Source organism: Bacillus sp. SSR7 (assembly GCF_055902415.1).
In genome coordinates this window covers 340162-358128 of record NZ_JBVVXV010000004.1, presented here as the reverse complement: position 1 = coordinate 358128, position 17967 = coordinate 340162, and the positions used below count along the sequence as shown (strand labels likewise).

At 35.3% G+C, this 17967-nt stretch carries 19 protein-coding genes; all 19 read left to right on the top strand.

Annotation, left to right across the window (positions count from 1 at the left end; translation table 11 throughout):
• Positions 1-164 precede the first annotated feature (164 nt).
• Positions 165-401: a DUF1146 family protein gene (locus AC0NJG_RS11340; protein WP_000940742.1), complete on the top strand. Its 237-nt coding sequence runs from the start codon at positions 165-167 to the stop codon at positions 399-401.
• Between the two features lie 51 nt (positions 402-452).
• The gene (locus AC0NJG_RS11335) at positions 453-1157 is read left to right on the top strand and encodes a YwmB family TATA-box binding protein (RefSeq protein WP_373605204.1); all 705 of its coding nucleotides are present in this window, start codon (positions 453-455) and stop codon (positions 1155-1157) included.
• A 39-nt stretch (positions 1158-1196) separates the two neighbouring features.
• The gene (gene murA / locus AC0NJG_RS11330; protein WP_000411263.1) at positions 1197-2501 is read left to right on the top strand and encodes a UDP-N-acetylglucosamine 1-carboxyvinyltransferase; all 1305 of its coding nucleotides are present in this window, start codon (positions 1197-1199) and stop codon (positions 2499-2501) included.
• Between the two features lie 360 nt (positions 2502-2861).
• Positions 2862-3881 (top strand): stage II sporulation protein D, encoded by a 1020-nt coding sequence (gene spoIID / locus AC0NJG_RS11325; protein ID WP_000672636.1) that lies wholly within the window; start codon positions 2862-2864, stop codon positions 3879-3881.
• A gap of 98 nt (positions 3882-3979) precedes the next feature.
• Positions 3980-4987 carry a LytTR family transcriptional regulator DNA-binding domain-containing protein gene (locus AC0NJG_RS11320; protein WP_474063067.1) on the top strand — a complete coding sequence of 336 codons (1008 nt, stop codon included), beginning with the start codon at positions 3980-3982 and terminating at the stop codon, positions 4985-4987.
• A 180-nt stretch (positions 4988-5167) separates the two neighbouring features.
• Positions 5168-6010, top strand: coding sequence for an ABC transporter ATP-binding protein (locus AC0NJG_RS11315; RefSeq protein WP_070807218.1), 843 nt, complete (start codon positions 5168-5170; stop codon positions 6008-6010).
• Positions 6010-6717: an ABC transporter permease gene (locus AC0NJG_RS11310; protein WP_088325847.1), complete on the top strand. Its 708-nt coding sequence runs from the start codon at positions 6010-6012 to the stop codon at positions 6715-6717. The genes AC0NJG_RS11315 and AC0NJG_RS11310 overlap by 1 nt, the downstream gene beginning before the upstream one ends.
• 161 nt (positions 6718-6878) lie before the next feature.
• Positions 6879-7784, top strand: coding sequence for a M23 family metallopeptidase (locus tag AC0NJG_RS11305; protein WP_016718987.1), 906 nt, complete (start codon positions 6879-6881; stop codon positions 7782-7784).
• A 141-nt stretch (positions 7785-7925) separates the two neighbouring features.
• A complete protein-coding gene (locus AC0NJG_RS11300; RefSeq protein WP_000008903.1) occupies positions 7926-8060 on the top strand; it encodes a hypothetical protein in 135 nt (44 codons plus the stop codon).
• Between the two features lie 308 nt (positions 8061-8368).
• Positions 8369-8641, top strand: coding sequence for a sporulation transcriptional regulator SpoIIID (gene spoIIID / locus AC0NJG_RS11295; protein WP_000544012.1), 273 nt, complete (start codon positions 8369-8371; stop codon positions 8639-8641).
• 161 nt (positions 8642-8802) lie between these two features.
• Entirely contained in the window at positions 8803-9804 is a 1002-nt protein-coding gene (mreB, locus tag AC0NJG_RS11290; RefSeq protein WP_000457987.1) for a rod shape-determining protein, read from the top strand.
• A gap of 431 nt (positions 9805-10235) precedes the next feature.
• Positions 10236-10670 carry a 3-hydroxyacyl-ACP dehydratase FabZ gene (fabZ, locus tag AC0NJG_RS11285; protein ID WP_000931959.1) on the top strand — a complete coding sequence of 145 codons (435 nt, stop codon included), beginning with the start codon at positions 10236-10238 and terminating at the stop codon, positions 10668-10670.
• Positions 10671-11037: 367 nt separating this feature from the next.
• Positions 11038-11715 (top strand): CpsD/CapB family tyrosine-protein kinase, encoded by a 678-nt coding sequence (locus AC0NJG_RS11280; protein ID WP_000467939.1) that lies wholly within the window; start codon positions 11038-11040, stop codon positions 11713-11715.
• A gap of 275 nt (positions 11716-11990) precedes the next feature.
• Positions 11991-12734, top strand: a complete 744-nt coding sequence (locus AC0NJG_RS11275) for a YveK family protein (RefSeq protein WP_474063066.1) — start codon at positions 11991-11993, stop codon at positions 12732-12734.
• Positions 12724-13425, top strand: a complete 702-nt coding sequence (locus AC0NJG_RS11270; protein WP_474063065.1) for a CpsD/CapB family tyrosine-protein kinase — start codon at positions 12724-12726, stop codon at positions 13423-13425. The genes AC0NJG_RS11275 and AC0NJG_RS11270 overlap by 11 nt, the downstream gene beginning before the upstream one ends.
• Positions 13426-13533: 108 nt before the next feature.
• Positions 13534-14301, top strand: a complete 768-nt coding sequence (locus tag AC0NJG_RS11265) for a tyrosine-protein phosphatase (protein WP_474063064.1) — start codon at positions 13534-13536, stop codon at positions 14299-14301.
• A 241-nt stretch (positions 14302-14542) separates the two neighbouring features.
• Positions 14543-15424, top strand: a complete 882-nt coding sequence (galU, locus tag AC0NJG_RS11260; RefSeq protein ID WP_474063063.1) for a UTP--glucose-1-phosphate uridylyltransferase GalU — start codon at positions 14543-14545, stop codon at positions 15422-15424.
• Positions 15425-15482: 58 nt separating this feature from the next.
• Entirely contained in the window at positions 15483-17291 is a 1809-nt protein-coding gene (locus AC0NJG_RS11255) for a polysaccharide biosynthesis protein (protein WP_474063062.1), read from the top strand.
• A 74-nt stretch (positions 17292-17365) separates the two neighbouring features.
• The gene (locus AC0NJG_RS11250) at positions 17366-17956 is read left to right on the top strand and encodes a sugar transferase (RefSeq protein ID WP_474063061.1); all 591 of its coding nucleotides are present in this window, start codon (positions 17366-17368) and stop codon (positions 17954-17956) included.
• The last annotated feature ends 11 nt before the right edge of the window (positions 17957-17967 follow it).

Here is a 17967-nt window from a genome sequence, read left to right as displayed (position 1 = left end):
GAACTACGATTAAAAATGCATATAAGTATACGCTTTTAAAGAGAAAATTACGATGTAAAATGTAAGATGCTTATTTGTATTTGAAAAAGTGTGGCTCCTACTTATTATGGTATCGTTTTTATAAGATTTCGTAAGTAGTAGCTGGGTAAAAAGGGGTCGGTTTTTTGGCACATCTTTTAGGGCAACAAGCACTGATTGCCATTGTTTCGCATTTATTGTTTATTACCATTACGTGGTGGGCCTTACAAGGTATTCACATTGAGCGTTTAATGAAGCCTGGAAAGGTGATGCAGACGAGAGTATTACTCATCTTAATTACAATTGCAATTGGGACATCTGTAAGTAACTTTTTCCTTGATTATTTAGGCTATTCAAAGAGTTTAACGTATTTAGTAAAGTAAGTGTATAGAACCTCATATCTCCGTTAACAATGGGGATAGGAGGGGATGAAATTGAAGCTTAAAGCCATTCTTATTGTTGCATTAAGTGTTGTTTTATTTTTGGTTGGGTATAGAGAGATGAAACCAATCAGCGATGAACAGAAGATGGAGAGCATGATCGCAGCTGTAGAGAAAAATGATGCTAAAGTAGAGAAATGGTCATGGCTAGCGCGAGAAACAAAAACGATTTCTAATATACATACGTTTCAAAAGTTGTTAAACGATGTGAAGGATAAGGCGAATATTCAAAAGTGGGAATTAGAGAAATCTCCAGATGGATATAAAGCTACATCCTATAAAAAGTATTCTTCTTATGAAGAACGAGTAGTAGTAACTTGGAGTAAGGAAAATACTAAAGAAAACACTTTCATTATTTTTGAAGTAAGCGGGGCAAAATGGGACCCGAAGTACATTCAGAAAACAAATAAAATTTTTAGTGAAAAACCTATAATTTACACTTGTGTTCAAGGCGTACTGAATGATAAGATTGAAGGTGTTTTGCAAAATAAAACCAATCAGTTTTTGAAAGATCTTTCAGCAAGAGCGATCGAACAGATAGAAGAAAGAGCATTTGTGTCAGTCTCCGCATACAATAAAAAGTGGGATGACGCTCTTTCAACAAATAGAGAGAAAATAAATGTGCAAATAGCAATACGTTCTACAGACAACAAAGATACAATTGTGGTTGGCACACCGATCATAACTTCTGAGTATTGAGTGAATAGATACTGAAAAAAGGACACGGAGGGGAATAATTTGGAAAAGATCATCGTCCGTGGCGGAAAGCGGTTAAACGGCACAGTGCGTGTTGAGGGCGCAAAAAATGCTGTATTACCTATAATCGCTGCAGCCCTATTAGCGAGTGATGGAAAGAATGTACTATCTGAAGTACCAGTTTTGTCTGATGTATACACAATTAATGAGGTATTACGTCATTTAAATGCTGAAGTCGTATTTGAAAATAACCAAGTAACAATCGATGCTTCTAAAGAGCTAAACATTGAAGCACCATTTGAATATGTACGTAAAATGCGTGCATCTGTTCAAGTAATGGGACCTTTATTAGCACGTAACGGTCGTGCTCGTATTGCACTTCCTGGTGGATGTGCAATTGGTTCACGTCCAATTGACCAACATTTAAAAGGCTTCGAAGCAATGGGAGCAAAAGTACAGGTTGGTAACGGTTTTGTTGAGGCATACGTTGAGGGAGAACTAAAAGGAGCTAAAATTTATTTAGACTTCCCAAGCGTGGGCGCGACAGAAAACATTATGTCTGCAGCTACATTAGCAAAAGGGACAACAATCCTTGAAAACGCAGCGAAAGAACCAGAAATCGTTGACTTAGCTAACTTCTTAAATGCAATGGGAGCGAAAGTACGCGGAGCTGGAACTGGAACGATTCGTATCGAAGGCGTTGATAAATTATATGGTGCAAACCACTCTATTATTCCTGACCGTATTGAAGCGGGAACATTCATGGTTGCAGCGGCAATTACTGGTGGAGACATCTTAATTGAAAATGCTGTGCCTGAACATTTACGCTCAATTACAGCGAAAATGGAAGAAATGGGTGTTAAAATTATTGAGGAAAATGAAGGTGTACGTGTTATCGGCCCAGATAAGTTAAAAGCGGTTGATATTAAAACTATGCCTCACCCAGGTTTCCCAACAGACATGCAATCACAAATGATGGCATTATTACTACAAGCTGATGGAACAAGTATGATTACAGAAACGGTATTCGAAAACCGCTTTATGCACGTTGAAGAATTCCGTCGTATGAATGCTGATATTAAAATCGAAGGTCGTTCTGTTATTATGAACGGTCCAAACAGCTTACAAGGTGCTGAAGTAGCAGCAACTGATTTACGTGCTGCAGCTGCATTAATCTTAGCTGGTTTAGTATCAGAAGGTTACACTCGTGTAACTGAGTTAAAACATCTTGACCGTGGCTATGTAAACTTCCATAAGAAATTAGCTGCATTAGGTGCAACTATTGAACGTGTAAATGAAAAAGTAGAAGAAGTGAAAGAACAAGAAGTTTCTGATCTTCACGCTTAATTGAAATAGTCTCTATGTCTTTTGACATAGGGGCTATTTTTTTGGGCTTATTACTGTTATAGTCAAGAAATTCTATACTTATGCACGTACCAGTAAAAATATTTAGAAAATTTTTGTTTTAAATTGGTCCCCTTAAGTATGTTCTAAAAGAAAGAGTTGTTCCATAAGAATGAATGGAGTAAAGCTTTTTTATCCCGCTTTAATGGGCAGTAAGACCCACACCTCAAAATTCAGCAAAAGCAAAGAAGTTAGGTGGGGGATCAACTGCCCATAAAAGCCCGATTGGTTCAACTAATAATCAGTGGGGGATGAAGGAAACCCCCACTGATTAAAGTTTCACTTTATATTGGGGGAAATAAGATGAAATTTTCAAAGCCACTTTTTATTACAGTAGCGCTTCTCATAGCGCTCGTTATCATTGTACCTGCTGCTCTTGTGATTCCGTTTGCGAAAGCAAAAGTAGAGGAAAAAGCAGCTTCTAAAACTCCTCCAGCGATAGAAAGTATACCAGCTCCAGGGAAAGTGGATACAGCGGTTCAAGTTGCTGTATATCGTGAGAAACAAAAGAAGGTAGAATCATTGCCTATGGAGGAGTATGTGACCGGTGTAGTAGCTTCTGAGATGAATGCCAGTTTTGAAATAGAGGCGCTAAAGGCGCAGGCATTAGCAGCGAGAACATTTGTAGTCCAGCGTATGCTAAGCGGAGGTAAGAAAAACAATGCGGACGTGACAGATACGGTGAAGGATCAAGTGTACAAAAGCAAAGAAGAATTGAAAAAACAATGGGGCAATAACTATGAAAATAATTTGAAGAAAATCGAAGAAGCTGTTTCGAAAACCGCAGGACAAGTTTTAACGTATGACGGAAAGCCAATCTCAGCATCATTCTTCTCAACGAGTAATGGCCGGACAGAAAATGCGGCTGATTATTGGGGAAATGATTATCCGTACTTAAAGAGTGTAGATAGCCCGTGGGATCAAGCCTCTCCGAAATTTACGAGCGAGCAAACCTTTACCGTAGCTGACTTTCAAAAACGTCTCGGCGTGAAAGTGCTAGCAGACGGAAAAGTTGGAAATATTAAAGATCTTACGGAAGGAAAGCGCGTAAAGGATGTAGCATTTCAAGGGAAAACATTAACAGGAAAGGAAGTTCGTGAAAAGTTAGACTTACGTTCTTCCGACTTCACGTGGAAACAACAAGGGGATAAAATCATCGTTACGACGAAAGGCTTCGGCCACGGCGTTGGTATGAGCCAATACGGAGCGAACGGCATGGCAGCAGAAGGCAAGAAATATACAGATATCGTCGCTCATTACTATAAAGGTGTTGAAATAAAGACGATGAACGATTATGAAGGTAAGTTGATGGTGAAGAAGTAGGTGTCAGGGTCTCCTGGCACCTGCTTTTTGTTTAAAATATCATAATTTTCCATTAATTGTTTGGTATAATAGGATAAAAAGTATTTGGGGGAGACAAAATGGCGTTACTGGAGTTGAAACAGTTAGGGAAGAGCAACCAGTTACCGACAGTTGAACTGAAGGTTGAGAAGGGGAAATGTGTTGTTTTGCAATGTAATAACCATACAGCTAAAGTGTTACACCGCATTATTATTGGTCAGGAAGAAGCTTCAACTGGCAATGTGCTATTTGAAGGTGAAGCGATTGGAAAGAGAAATTATTCTCGCATCGGATTTTGTTTTTTGAAAGATGAAGCATATGATCGTTTGAAGGTGAAGGAATACTTTAATTTTTTAATAGGGCTGTATGAATCGAATATGAGTATAGAAGAAGTTGTACAATATGTCGGCCTCTTAGATAAATTAAATGTTAAAATAGAAAAACTATCATTTTCAGAGAAACGTCGTCTTCATATAGGGCGAGTGATGATTCATAATCCGGATTTAGTTATTTTGGAAGAACCAGAGCAAAATGTAGATACAGAGAGTACGATTATGATTCGAAAAGCAATTATGAAAATGAAAGAGCAAGGAAAGGCGATTTTTATTACATCATCTTTCCTATCGGATGCCCTTTCGTTAACAGAAGATGTATACATATTAAACAATGATGGTGTGAAAAAAGTAGAAATCGAACAAGAGGAAGCAGAAGAAGTCGATGAAGAAAAAGTCGTTCAAATGATTCCGCAAATGAAGTTAGAAAGAATACCAGCGAAAGTGAATGATAAAATCATTTTACTTGATCCGATGGAAATTCATTTCATCGAAACGCAAAACGGAGTGACACATATTCACGTTCGTGAAGGGGATTTCGTATGCGCATTAACATTAAGTGAACTAGAAGCAAGATTAACAGGTTTTGGTTTCTTTAGATGTCATCGCTCTTACCTTGTGAATTTACAAAGAGTACGAGAAGTAATTACTTGGACTCGTAACAGTTTCAGCTTAATTTTAGACGATGAAAGAAAAAGTTCAATCCCGCTTTCAAAAGGACGAATGGATGAATTAAAAAGCGTGATTGGGCTATAAAAAGTGCTCCAATAAGCTCAAAATATGATTCATTCACCGGTAAAAATACTCCTTTTACCGGTATTTTACTGCGTAACCTCTTTGTTTTTCATATGATTGAGTCAAGAAAAGCGAAACAAATAAACGAAAAGCGCTAAAGCGACTTTCATCTATAAAAGAAAAAACAAAGGGGATGACGAGATGACATTAGCAATTGAAATGAAAGATGTAATGAAAAGTTTCAATGAAAAAACGGCACTTCGAAATGTAAATATTGAGGTGAAGCAAGGAGAAATTTTTGGATTCCTTGGACCGAGTGGATCTGGTAAAACGACAACGGTAAAAATTTTAACTTCTCAATTACTTCATAGTGTTGGAACGGTAAGAGTATTAGGAAAAGATATTACAGACCCAAGCAGCATCGATTACAAACGAATTGGTATTTTAACAGATAATAGTGGCTTATATGAAAGACTTAGCATTTATGATAACTTACTATTATTTTGTGACTTATACGATTGCAAAAAAGAACGAATCGAAGAAGTACTAGCGCAAGTGAATCTATTAGATGATAAAAAAACATTAGTGAAGAAACTATCAAAGGGAATGAAGCAGCGCGTTACATTAGCTAGAGCAATCCTTCATAAACCAGATATCCTCTTCTTAGACGAACCAACATCTGCACTCGATCCAGTTAACGTACAAAACATTCATAAAATCTTAAAAGACTTAAATAAAGAAGGAACGACAATTTTCTTAACGACGCACAATATGGAAGAAGCAGAGACGCTCTGTAATCGCATCGCCTTTCTATGCGGTGGAGAAATTGTAGCACTTGATACACCAGAAAACCTACGCTTACAATATGCAAAAGACCAAATCCAAGTCGTATTAAAAGATAAGCAAAAAGAAGTGGTGCAAAAAGATGAATTAGGTGCAAAACGCATTTCAGAATGGATGAAAAAGGGCGAATTACTATCCATTCATTCACACGAACCAACGCTAGGCGATATCTTTATTGAAGTTACTGGGAGGGGATTATAATGACATTTTCAATGAGAAGATTTTCAGCTATTTTTCGCAAAGAGGTACAAGATATTAAAGCAAATTCATCTATGCTCTTAATGGCAGCAATGCCAATTATATTTTCCTTTGTTTATCAACAGATGGATGGGCCGAAAGATCAAATAGCTAGTATGTTAACTTTAATGGCTTTAACGATGGTAGGAAGTTTTGTTCAAGCGTCTTTAATTGCGGAAGAAAAAGAAAAGCATACGCTACGTGTGATGATGTTATCACCAGCATCATCGTTAGAAGTATTACTAGGGAAAAGTGCATTAACGGCTCTCATTACATTTGTAATTTGTATTAGTAACTTTGCTATTTTAGGTGTGGTAAAGGGAAATATGGTTTTAATCGTTCTATTTTTACTTGTTAGTATACTTTTCTTCCTTATGCTAGGTACGGCAATTGGATTAATATCTAAAACAATGGCATCAACATCGGTAATAGGTATGCCAGTTCTAATTATTTTTCTTCTAGCTCCGATGTTAGGAGAATTTATTAAAAGTGATTTTTTGAAAAAGGCAATCAATTTTATTCCAACGAAACATCTTGCAGATGCAATGCCAAAGATGCTGGCTGGAAAAGGTTTTTCAACTGTTAGTGGTGATTTAATAAATATTATAATTTGGTGTGTCCTTTCCATTATTCTTTGTATGGTGGTTTACAAAAAGAAACAAATGGACTAAAAACTGAGCCAAAACGCTCAGTTTTTTCTTTTTTCAATCATTTCCTCGGAAATTTTACAATTCCTATACATATTTTTACAGATTTTGTCGAAAAGTAATTAGTTATACGTTGTATAGGATGCGTGAATATTGTTCAAAATGATTGCTGAGGTGATGATGGAATGCGAGGAAGAAATAATAAAAAGTCGCAAAAGGTAGTACATTTATTTCAAAAAAGATGGGTATTTCCGGCACTATACATTGCTTGTGCAGCGGTAATTTTAATGGTTGCGCTATGGTTCCAAGGAGCTAATACGAAGAAGACTCCGAACCAAGATCAAGCAACGCCGTATACACAAACGGAAGATCCAGCAGTACCAGTAACGAAGTCTTCAGAAGTAGTGAAAATGCCAGCTCCTGCTAATGCGGAAGTAGTTGTACAGAAGAAGTTCTATGAAGATGCAGCAACTGAGGCGGAACAAGAAAAAGCACTTGTCTTTTATAACAACACATATTCCCCGAACAAAGGAATTGACATTGCTGCGAAGAATGGAAAAGAATTCAATGTTACAGCTGCTTTAAGTGGCACAGTAACGAAAGCTGAAAAAGATTCACTTCTTGGTTATGTTGTAACAGTTGATAGTGGAAATGGTGTAGCAGCTTCTTATCAAAGCTTAGGCAGTGTAAAAGTAGAAAAAGGTGCACGAGTTGTACAAGGTGAAGTATTAGGAAAATCCGGTCTAAGTGCAATGAATAAAGAAGCAGGTTCTCACGTTCACTTTGAAGTACGTAAAGACAATGTGGCTGTGAACCCTGAGCGCTACTTAAATAAGTCAGTAGCAGAAATTAAAGCTGATGCAGGTGCTGCAAAGGCAACGAACGCTTCTGGTAAAAAAGCTGATGACAAATCTCAAAAAGAAGAAAAGTCAACGAGCACGAAACCAGAAAGTAAAACAGAAGACAAGTCTCAAAAAGAAGAGAAATCAACTAGCGGTTCAACTAGTGACAAAAAGGAAGAACCGAAGAAAGAAGAAAAATCAACAAATGGTTCTACAGAATCATCTAACAGTTCTTCTTCACAAGAATAAGAAAGTGAAAAAATCAGTTCTCACTAGGAGAGCTGATTTTTTTATTTCCATATAAAAATACTCAATTTCGAGAAAAAAGTTGCAATAACAAGGAAAAATGACGAGATTCTCGAATATATATTACAAAAAGGAGGGGATACTGTGTCATTTTTGTTTGTTCTGTCGACTGCTATTATTTTATTGTTTGTTTTATTTACTTTATATTATTACATTGCCGGTAAGAAAGAGGTTCCCCACCATCAATTATTAGAAGAAGAGTTAGAACGAGAAGAATGACGCCTTATATATAAGGTGTCATTTTTTTTCGCCAAAATAGTCACTGTTAACGTATTTCTCACAAAAAAATGTAATTTTTCTTAACTTAGTCCGCAAAAATAGTGAACATGTAGCATATATCAGTAGTGCGGGCAATACAATGGTATAAACCAAAGCAAAGAGAGTGTTTGAGGTGAGAAATCGTGAATCATTTCATTATAAATCCAAGAATGTTTAACGCTTACAAACAGCACTCACACTTACTTCTTAGTCGTATGCAGCGAGGCTCATTTCACCCTTCTCACATCCAATTTAGGGAGGCGAGTGGTGTGCACGATTACATCAAAGAGAGAACTATCAAGATTGGTAAGTATATCGTGGAGACAAGAAAGACAGTGCGTGTCATTGCAAAGGAATTTGGGGTATCAAAGAGTACAGTCCATAAAGATTTAACGGAACGTCTACCAGAAATTAATCCAGAGCTCGCAAATGAAGTGAAAGAAATTCTTGATTATCATAAGTCTATTCGTCATTTAAGAGGCGGAGAAGCAACAAAACAAAAGTATAGAAAAGAAGATGTAGAAAAGCCGGTACGTCAATAAATATGCGATCGCAAACATTCCGTTTCAATTCGGTAATATTTTTCAGAAGAATTCTTTTTGCGAATATTACGTTTCTGTTAAATTTATGATAAAATCAGAAATTAGGTGTAAAAGAATTCGGGTGTAACCTGATTTTGAATATCGAGGAGGAAAAAACGGGAATGTTTGCGCGAGATATCGGAATTGACCTAGGTACGGCTAACGTATTAATCCATGTTAAAGGTAAGGGTATTGTATTAAATGAGCCATCTGTTGTTGCTATTGATCGTAACACAGGTAAAGTATTAGCAGTAGGTGAAGAAGCAAGAAGTATGGTGGGACGTACGCCTGGTAATATTGTAGCCATTCGTCCACTAAAAGATGGTGTAATCGCAGATTTCGAAATTACAGAAGCGATGTTAAAGTATTTCATTAACAAATTGGACGTAAAGAGCTTCTTTTCAAAACCTCGCATTTTAATTTGTTGTCCAACAAATATCACATCAGTAGAACAAAAAGCAATTCGTGAGGCTGCTGAACGTTCAGGTGGTAAAACAGTATTTTTAGAAGAAGAACCAAAAGTAGCCGCAGTTGGTGCTGGTATGGAAATCTTCCAACCAAGCGGTAACATGGTTGTTGATATTGGTGGAGGTACAACAGATATCGCTGTACTATCTATGGGTGATATTGTTACCTCTTCCTCTATCAAAATGGCTGGCGATAAGTTTGATATGGAGATCTTAAACTACATTAAACGTAAGTATAAGCTATTAATTGGAGAACGTACTTCAGAAGATATTAAAATTAAAGTGGGTACAGTATTCCCAGGTGCACGTAGCGAAGAACTTGAAATTCGCGGACGTGACATGGTAACAGGTTTACCACGTACAATTACAGTATGCTCTGAAGAAATTACAGAAGCATTAAAAGAAAATGCGGCTGTTATTGTACAAGCTGCAAAAGGCGTACTAGAGCGCACACCACCAGAATTATCAGCGGACATCATCGACCGCGGTGTGATTCTAACAGGCGGTGGAGCTTTACTACACGGTATCGACATGCTTCTAGCAGAAGAACTAAAAGTACCAGTATTAATTGCTGAAAACCCAATGCACTGCGTTGCGGTTGGTACAGGCATTATGTTAGAGAATATCGATAGATTACCAAAGCGTGCTTTACGATAAAATGAGAGGAACTAAGGTGTAAACCTTAGTTCTTTTTTGTATTTTTATTTTTTTATTTCGATTTTTTGAGAAAATAGAAGAAAAATAAAGAAAAACGAAGAATATAGGTAAAATATTCATATATATGGTTAAATTTAATATTTCCTTATTTGAAAACGTTTATAATATAATGAGTCGAATACGACATTAAGGCAAATCATGTGTTAATACATATTGCCTTTCCCTAATCTGGGCATACACTCTTTTCTACCTCCGTGTCAGTTGCAAGTATATGCAGCTATTTTAAGGGAATAGAGTGTGTGCATTTTTTTATATATAGGGCTGAAAAGATATTAAAGTTTCACTTTATAATGACAAACAATAAACAAAATGGGATAATAAACAATATGTCCAAGTGGTAAGACCAATATTACAAAAGGGGCGATTGTTATATGCTAAATATAGAACAAATTAAAGAAATCATTCCTCACCGCTATCCATTTTTACTTGTTGATAAAATATTAGAAGTAGATGAAGGAAAAAGAGCGGTTGGAATTAAAAATGTATCCGCAAACGAAGAATTCTTTAACGGGCACTTTCCTGACTACGCAGTTATGCCCGGTGTACTTATTGTAGAAGCATTAGCACAAGTTGGAGCAGTTGCTGTATTAAAGAAAGAAGAAAACCGCGGAAGACTTGCTTTCTTCGCAGGTATCGACAATTGTCGTTTCAAAAAACAAGTACGTCCAGGTGATCAACTTCGTCTAGAAGTAGAAATGACGCGTGTACGTGGTCCAATCGGAAAAGGAAAAGCAATCGCAACAGTAGATGGTGAAGTTGCATGTGAAGCTGAAATTACATTTGCGATTGGTGATAAAAAAGAATAGATGTGAATTAAAAAAATTCTTCTGCAACATGCAGAAGAATTTTTTTAATTCATATATTTTTTGTTCGAAATATTAAAATGCAGATTAATCAGAATTTTTATTGTAAATGAATGGAAATTTGTATATAATGGCGCTATAAATATCTTGAAATTAAGATAAATGATAGCGCGATAAAAATAGGGATATCGTTGTCACATTATAGAAGGTGTGGGATAGGACAAAGATTATTCTGATTCGTTATGATGAAGAGTAGAGGAAAGTAATGGAGAAATTTAACGGTAGAAGTAAATGGAAAATTGGCGTAGCATATCGAGCATAAAAGAGAAAAAGGGGAAAATGTCGTATTCTGAAAAAAGGAGACCATAACATGTTCGGAAGAAAGAAAAGAAAGCCATTAAGACAATTAATTACACATAAAGAGCCTAAATCACGCATTACGGAACAGTACCGTAATATCCGTACAAATATTGAATTTACATCTGTAGATAACCATATTCGTTCTATCATTGTCACTTCAGCAGATCCAGGTGATGGGAAAACAACGACCATTTCTAATCTAGCAGTTGTTTTTGGACAACAAGGTAAAAAAGTATTGTTAATTGGAGCTGACTTACGTAAGCCAACATTGCAAAATTTATTCGCTGCACACAATCCAAATGGATTAACGAATTTATTATCAGGACAAGCATCATTTGTGCAATGTATTCAAAAAACAGACATAGAGAACGTATATGTTATGTCAGCGGGTCCAATCCCACCAAACCCAGCAGAGCTACTTGGGTATCGTAAAATGGACGAATTACTTCTAGAGGCATATAACATGTTTGATATCGTTTTGATTGATACACCACCTGTATTGGCCGTTACAGATGCACAAATACTCGCTAATAAATGTGATGGAGTTATATTAGTAGCACGCAGTGAAAAAACAGAAAAAGATAAACTAATAAAAGCGAAACAAATATTAGATAAAGCATCTGGAAAACTACTTGGTGTTATATTAAACGATAAAAGAGAAGAACAAGAACAGTATGGATATTATTAGAAAATAATGTATAAAATAGTATTTTTTAAAGCTAGTAATTTTTTTGCTAGCTTTTTTGAATTGTTATAAAATTTTTTTATCGTATTATATAAAAAATATGATATAATAGAATTTTTGCCAAATTGATGGAATGTGTTGTCATATTTAAGATTATTTTGTAAGATTATATATGTTTTTAAATAACAATCGTACATAGATATTACTAAAATAAAAAAATGTAAGATTATATGTTATAATTTTTGTTATGTGTAAAATTTAGAAAGTTGGAGGAACTTATGGAAGAAACAATTAGTTTGAAAGAGTTATTTCATATTTTAAAAAAACGTTTAGCAATGATCCTCGTAATCGCCTTTGGTGCAGCTATTGTAAGTGCTATCATTAGCTTCTTCTTTATGACACCAATCTATCAATCTTCGACGCAAATTCTTGTTAACCAGAAGAAGCAAGAAGGTGCGGCAATTCAGTACAATGAGGTACAAACAAATATTCAGTTAACAAATACATACAAAGTTATAATTAAAAGTCCTGTTATTTTGGATCAAGTGAAAGAAAAGCTTGCTTTAAATTTAACAACAGAAGCTTTAAATGAAAAGATTGAAGTAGCTAATAAGAAAGATTCGCAAGTTGTAGAAGTAACGGTACAAGATAAAGATCCTAAGTTAGCACGTGATATTGCAAATACAACTGCCGAAGTATTTCAAAGTGAAGTGGCAAAAATCATGAGTGTTAACAATGTTACTGTATTATCAAAAGCGGAATTATCAGAAGAATTATCGCCTATTAAACCCCGACCAATGGTAAATGTTGTGATTGCCTTTGTTCTCGGTTTAATGGCTGCAGTTGGTTTGGCATTCTTACTAGAATACTTAGATAACACAGTGAAAAAAGAAGAAGATGTAGAGAACTTACTTGGGTTACCAGTGTTAGGTATTGTAGCTCGTATGGATGAAGAAACAATGAACGTGAAATCACACGCTCCATCATCAAGAAAAGTGAGGGGACAAACAATTGGCTCTTAATTTATTTAAAAAGAAGAAGAATCATCGTCAACGTCGTCAATTAATTGCTCATCAACAACCGAAATCACCAATTTCAGAACAATATCGTAATATTCGAACGAATGTTGAGTTTGCAGCTGTTGATACGAATTTACATTCATTAATGGTAACATCTGCGAACCCAAGTGAAGGGAAAACAACAACAACAGCGAATATGGCAGTTGTGTTTGCTCAGCAAGGAAAGAAAGTATTATTAATTGATGCAGATATGCGTAAACCAGCGATGCATCAAATGTTTCAAGTAGATAATATTTTCGGATTGACGAACGTATTAACGCATAGTGAACGTTTAGAAAAATGTGTACAACCGACAGCTGTAGATAATTTACACTTTTTAGCGTGTGGGCCAATTCCACCAAACCCAGCAGAATTGTTAGGCTCAAAATCAATGCAAGAGCTTCTTGCGCAAGCGTATAGTATGTACGACTTAGTTATTTTTGATCTACCACCAATTTTAGCAGTAACGGATGCACAAATTATGGCGAATGTATGTGATGCTTCTATTCTTGTCGTTCGTAGTGAATCGACAGAAAAAGAAACAGCTGTAAAAGCAAAAGGTTTATTAGAATCGGCAAAAGGTAAACTGTTAGGCGTTGTTCTGAATGATCGTGAACGTGAACAAAGCTTATATTATTACTACGGTGCAAATTAATTGAAAGAGTGAGATATGAGAAGAACATATCTCCTTTTTTCCCTTGAATATGAGATGTCTCATATTCAAGGGAAAAAAGATTTATATGAGAGAGGGAGGATGAAACAAATGATAGATTTACATTGTCACATTTTACCTGGTATCGATGACGGTGCACAGACAGTAACAGATAGTTTAGTGATGGCGCAAAAGGCAATAGAGGAAGGTATTCATACAATTGTCGCAACACCACACCATCAAAATGGAAAATATATAAATGAACGTACCCCAATTATTCATCACGTAAAACAGCTAAATGATGAACTGCAACAACATAATATTCCACTTACCATTTTACCAGGGCAAGAGGTCAGGTTATATGGTGATTTATTAGAAGACTATGAAACTGGTAAAATTGTTACCTTAAATGAAACAAACAAATACATATTCATTGAATTTCCATCTAATCATGTACCCCGTTATGCAGAACAACTATTCTATGAACTACGTGTAAAAGGAATGATTCCAATTATCGTTCATCCAGAACGTAATGCCGAGTTAATCGAGCGGCCAGATAAGTTATATAACCTTGTTAATAAAGGTGCATTAACACAAGTAACGGCGGGAAGTCTCTTGGGTAAATTTGGGAAAAAGATTAAAAAATTCTCACTACAACTTGTTGAACATAATCTAACACATATGATCGCATCGGATGCACATAACACAACATCAAGAGGATTTCATCTAGCAGATAGCTACGATTTAATTGAAAAGGAATTCGGAATAAATGCTATGAGTGACTTAAAAGAAAATCCATATTTAATAATTAGCGGGAAAGCGATTTATAAAGAAGATCCAGAGCAAATTCGTCGTAAAAAATTGTTTGGTATTTTTTAAATAAAGAATTGGTGATGTCTCCTAACCGTTATCAACGGAGGCACTCGGTCGTGCTGTGGGTAGAAATTTTTATTTCGAACCTACCTTAGACGCTTGTCGTCGGGAGTATGGCGTGAGGATGGGTTAGATGCCCATAATTTATTTGTAATAGAAACTCTACCTATGGAGTTATAAACATGACTTTATAGGTAGGGTTTTTGTTATTGTTACATAAATATAAAACGATATAGGAGGGCTATGATTGAAAAAAGTAAAAAAAGCAATTATCCCAGCGGCTGGTCTTGGGACGAGGTTTTTACCGGCAACTAAAGCGATGCCGAAAGAAATGTTACCGATCGTCGATAAACCGACAATTCAATACATAGTAGAAGAAGCGATAGAATCAGGAATTGACGATATTATTATTGTGACTGGAAAAGGAAAGCGTGCGATTGAAGATCATTTCGATCATTCTTTTGAGCTAGAACAAAACCTTTTAGAAAAGGGGAAGCATGAAATGCTTGAAAAAGTACAAGCTTCTTCGAAAATTAATATTCATTACATAAGACAAAAAGAACCAAAAGGACTTGGACACGCAGTATGGTGTGCACGTAAGTTTATTGGAAACGAACCATTTGCGGTATTACTTGGTGATGACATTGTACAAGCGGAAACACCCTGTTTACGTCAGTTAATGAATGAATATGAAAATACAAAATCATCTGTTATTGGTGTACAAACAGTGCATGAGAATGAAACACATCGTTACGGTATTATCGATCCAGTTGAACAAAATGAACGTCGTTATCAAGTACGCCAATTTGTTGAAAAGCCAGCGGAAGGTACGGCACCATCAAATTTAGCAATTATGGGTCGTTACGTGTTAACGCCAGAAATTTTTATGTTCTTAGAGGATCAACAGACGGGTGCTGGTGGAGAAATTCAGTTGACAGATGCTATTCAACGTTTAAATGAAATTCAACGTGTGTTTGCTTATGATTTTGAGGGAACACGTTACGATGTTGGGGAGAAGTTTGGGTTTATTAAGACAACGGTTGAACTGGCACTTCAAAATGAAGAATTGAAAATAGATTTAATGGAATACATGAAGGAACTTATAAAAAAGGAAAGAGTACATTCATAAGGGAATGTACTTTTTTTATGAGTAAAATATTAATTATATAAAGAAGGGAATAGGTATATTGAGTTATCGAAAACGGCTCTCATTATTAACATTATTAGATTCATTTATTGTATTAACTGCCGTGTATTTAAGTTATTGGTTTGTACATCCTAATATATTAAGTGAAATTCCTGCGACAGTAATTATTAGCTCTATTACATTATTATGTAGTCATCATATTTTTGCAGCTATTTATAAGCTTTATAACAAGGCGTGGGAATATGCAAGTATTGGAGAATTAAAACAAATATTCAAAGCAATTACGCTATCTATTTTAGTCACAGCAATTGTACAACAAATTATTAATCATGATATCTATGTTCGAATTTTAGCAATCGCGTGGATGATACATTTATTATTAATCGGGGGTTCCCGGTTTGTATGGCGTATGTTCCGTGATACATATATTACTAAAGCTACCGATAAAAAACGAACATTAATTGTTGGTGCAGGTTCTGCAGGAACTATGGTAGTTAGACAGTTATTACATAATAAGGAAGCAGACCTGTATCCCATTGCGTTTGTCGATGATGATAGAAATAAGCAAAAATTAGAAATTTATAATGTACCAGTTACTGGTACAACAAATCATATTAAAGAAGTTGTAGAAGATAACGATATTGAACATATTATTATTGCTATTCCTTCTTTAAATCGTAAACAAATAAACGAGATTTTTGAAAAGTGTAGAGAAACAAAAGCTAAAACTCAAATTGTACCAATGCTTGAAGATCTTCTAGATGGTAAAGTGTCTGTCAATGAAGTACGTGATGTACAAGTAGAAGATTTATTAGGAAGAGAGCCGATTCAATTAGATGATGCTGGAATTGGGGAGCAAATTACAGGTAAAACCATCCTAGTAACGGGTGCCGGTGGATCAATTGGATCAGAAATTTGCCGTCAAGTGATGAAATATAAACCAGGAAAAATTGTTCTTTTAGGACATGGTGAAAACAGCATCTATAATATTGAAATGGAAATGAGAGTGACCTATAAAGATGTAGTTGAAATTACGACAGAGATTGCTGATGTACAAGATCGAAATAAAATCTTTGAAATAATGAAAAAGCACCAACCATATATTGTATATCATGCAGCTGCACATAAGCATGTACCTTTAATGGAACGTAATCCTGAAGAGGCTGTAAAAAATAATATTTTTGGTACGAAAAACGTAGCTGAGGCTGCAGATACGTTTAAAGTAAACACGTTTGTCATGGTTTCGACAGATAAAGCTGTAAATCCTACGAATGTAATGGGGGCCACAAAACGATTTGCAGAAATGCTTGTACAGCATTTGGCAGCTGTGAGTGTTAATACAAGATTTGTTGCTGTTCGGTTTGGTAATGTACTTGGGAGTAGAGGAAGCGTAATCCCATTATTTAAGAAGCAAATTCAAAAGGGTGGACCTGTAACTGTTACTCATCCAGATATGATTCGTTACTTTATGACAATCCCAGAGGCTTCAAGACTAGTAATTCAAGCTGGAACGTTAGCTAAAGGAGGAGAGCTTTTTGTCCTTGATATGGGGGATCCAGTAAAAATTGTTGATTTAGCAAAGAACCTTATTACCCTTTCGGGATATTCCATTGAAGAAATTGGAATTAAATTTACCGGATTGAGACCAGGAGAGAAAATGTACGAAGAATTATTAAACGAAAGTGAAATACATCCAGAACAGATTTTTCCGAAGATTCATGTGGGGAAAGCTATTTTAATGGATCAAGGTATTTTATTGGAGTTTATGCATGATTTTGAATACATGAGTAAGGAAGAAATAAGGGAACGGTTATTGGATATAGCTAATAATAAAGTGTTTGTAAATTAAAAAGATTTCATTTTTATTAACAAGATATTAAAAGTAACCTAAAGTATAAATTAATATAATCGGGGTTGTGAAAAATGTTATATATAAATTACGTGAAACGTATGATGGATTTTATTATTTCATTAATAGGATTAATAATTTTATCGCCAGTATTTTTATTATTAATTTTGTGTATAAAGATTGATTCGAGAGGTCCAGTTTTATTTAAGCAATGTAGAATTGGAAAAGATAAATCTGAGTTTTATATTCTAAAGTTTAGAACAATGAAAATAGATACACCTAAAGATACACCTACACACCTTCTAGAAAATCCAGATCAATATATTACTAAGGTTGGTCGCTTTTTACGTAAAACAAGTTTAGATGAACTCCCACAAATTATAAATATTCTTAAAGGTGAGATGAGTATAGTTGGCCCTAGGCCGGCACTTTGGAATCAATATGATTTAATAAAAGAACGTGATATGTATAATGCAAATGATATTCGTCCAGGGCTTACTGGATGGGCACAAGTTAATGGTAGGGATGAATTACCTATAAATATAAAAGCTAAGCTAGATGGAGAGTATGTTCAAAAAATAAATTTTATTTTTGATATTAGAATATGTTTTAAAACAATACTTAGTGTAGCTAAAAGTGAAGGTGTTAAAGAAGGAAATAATTGATAAAACCAATT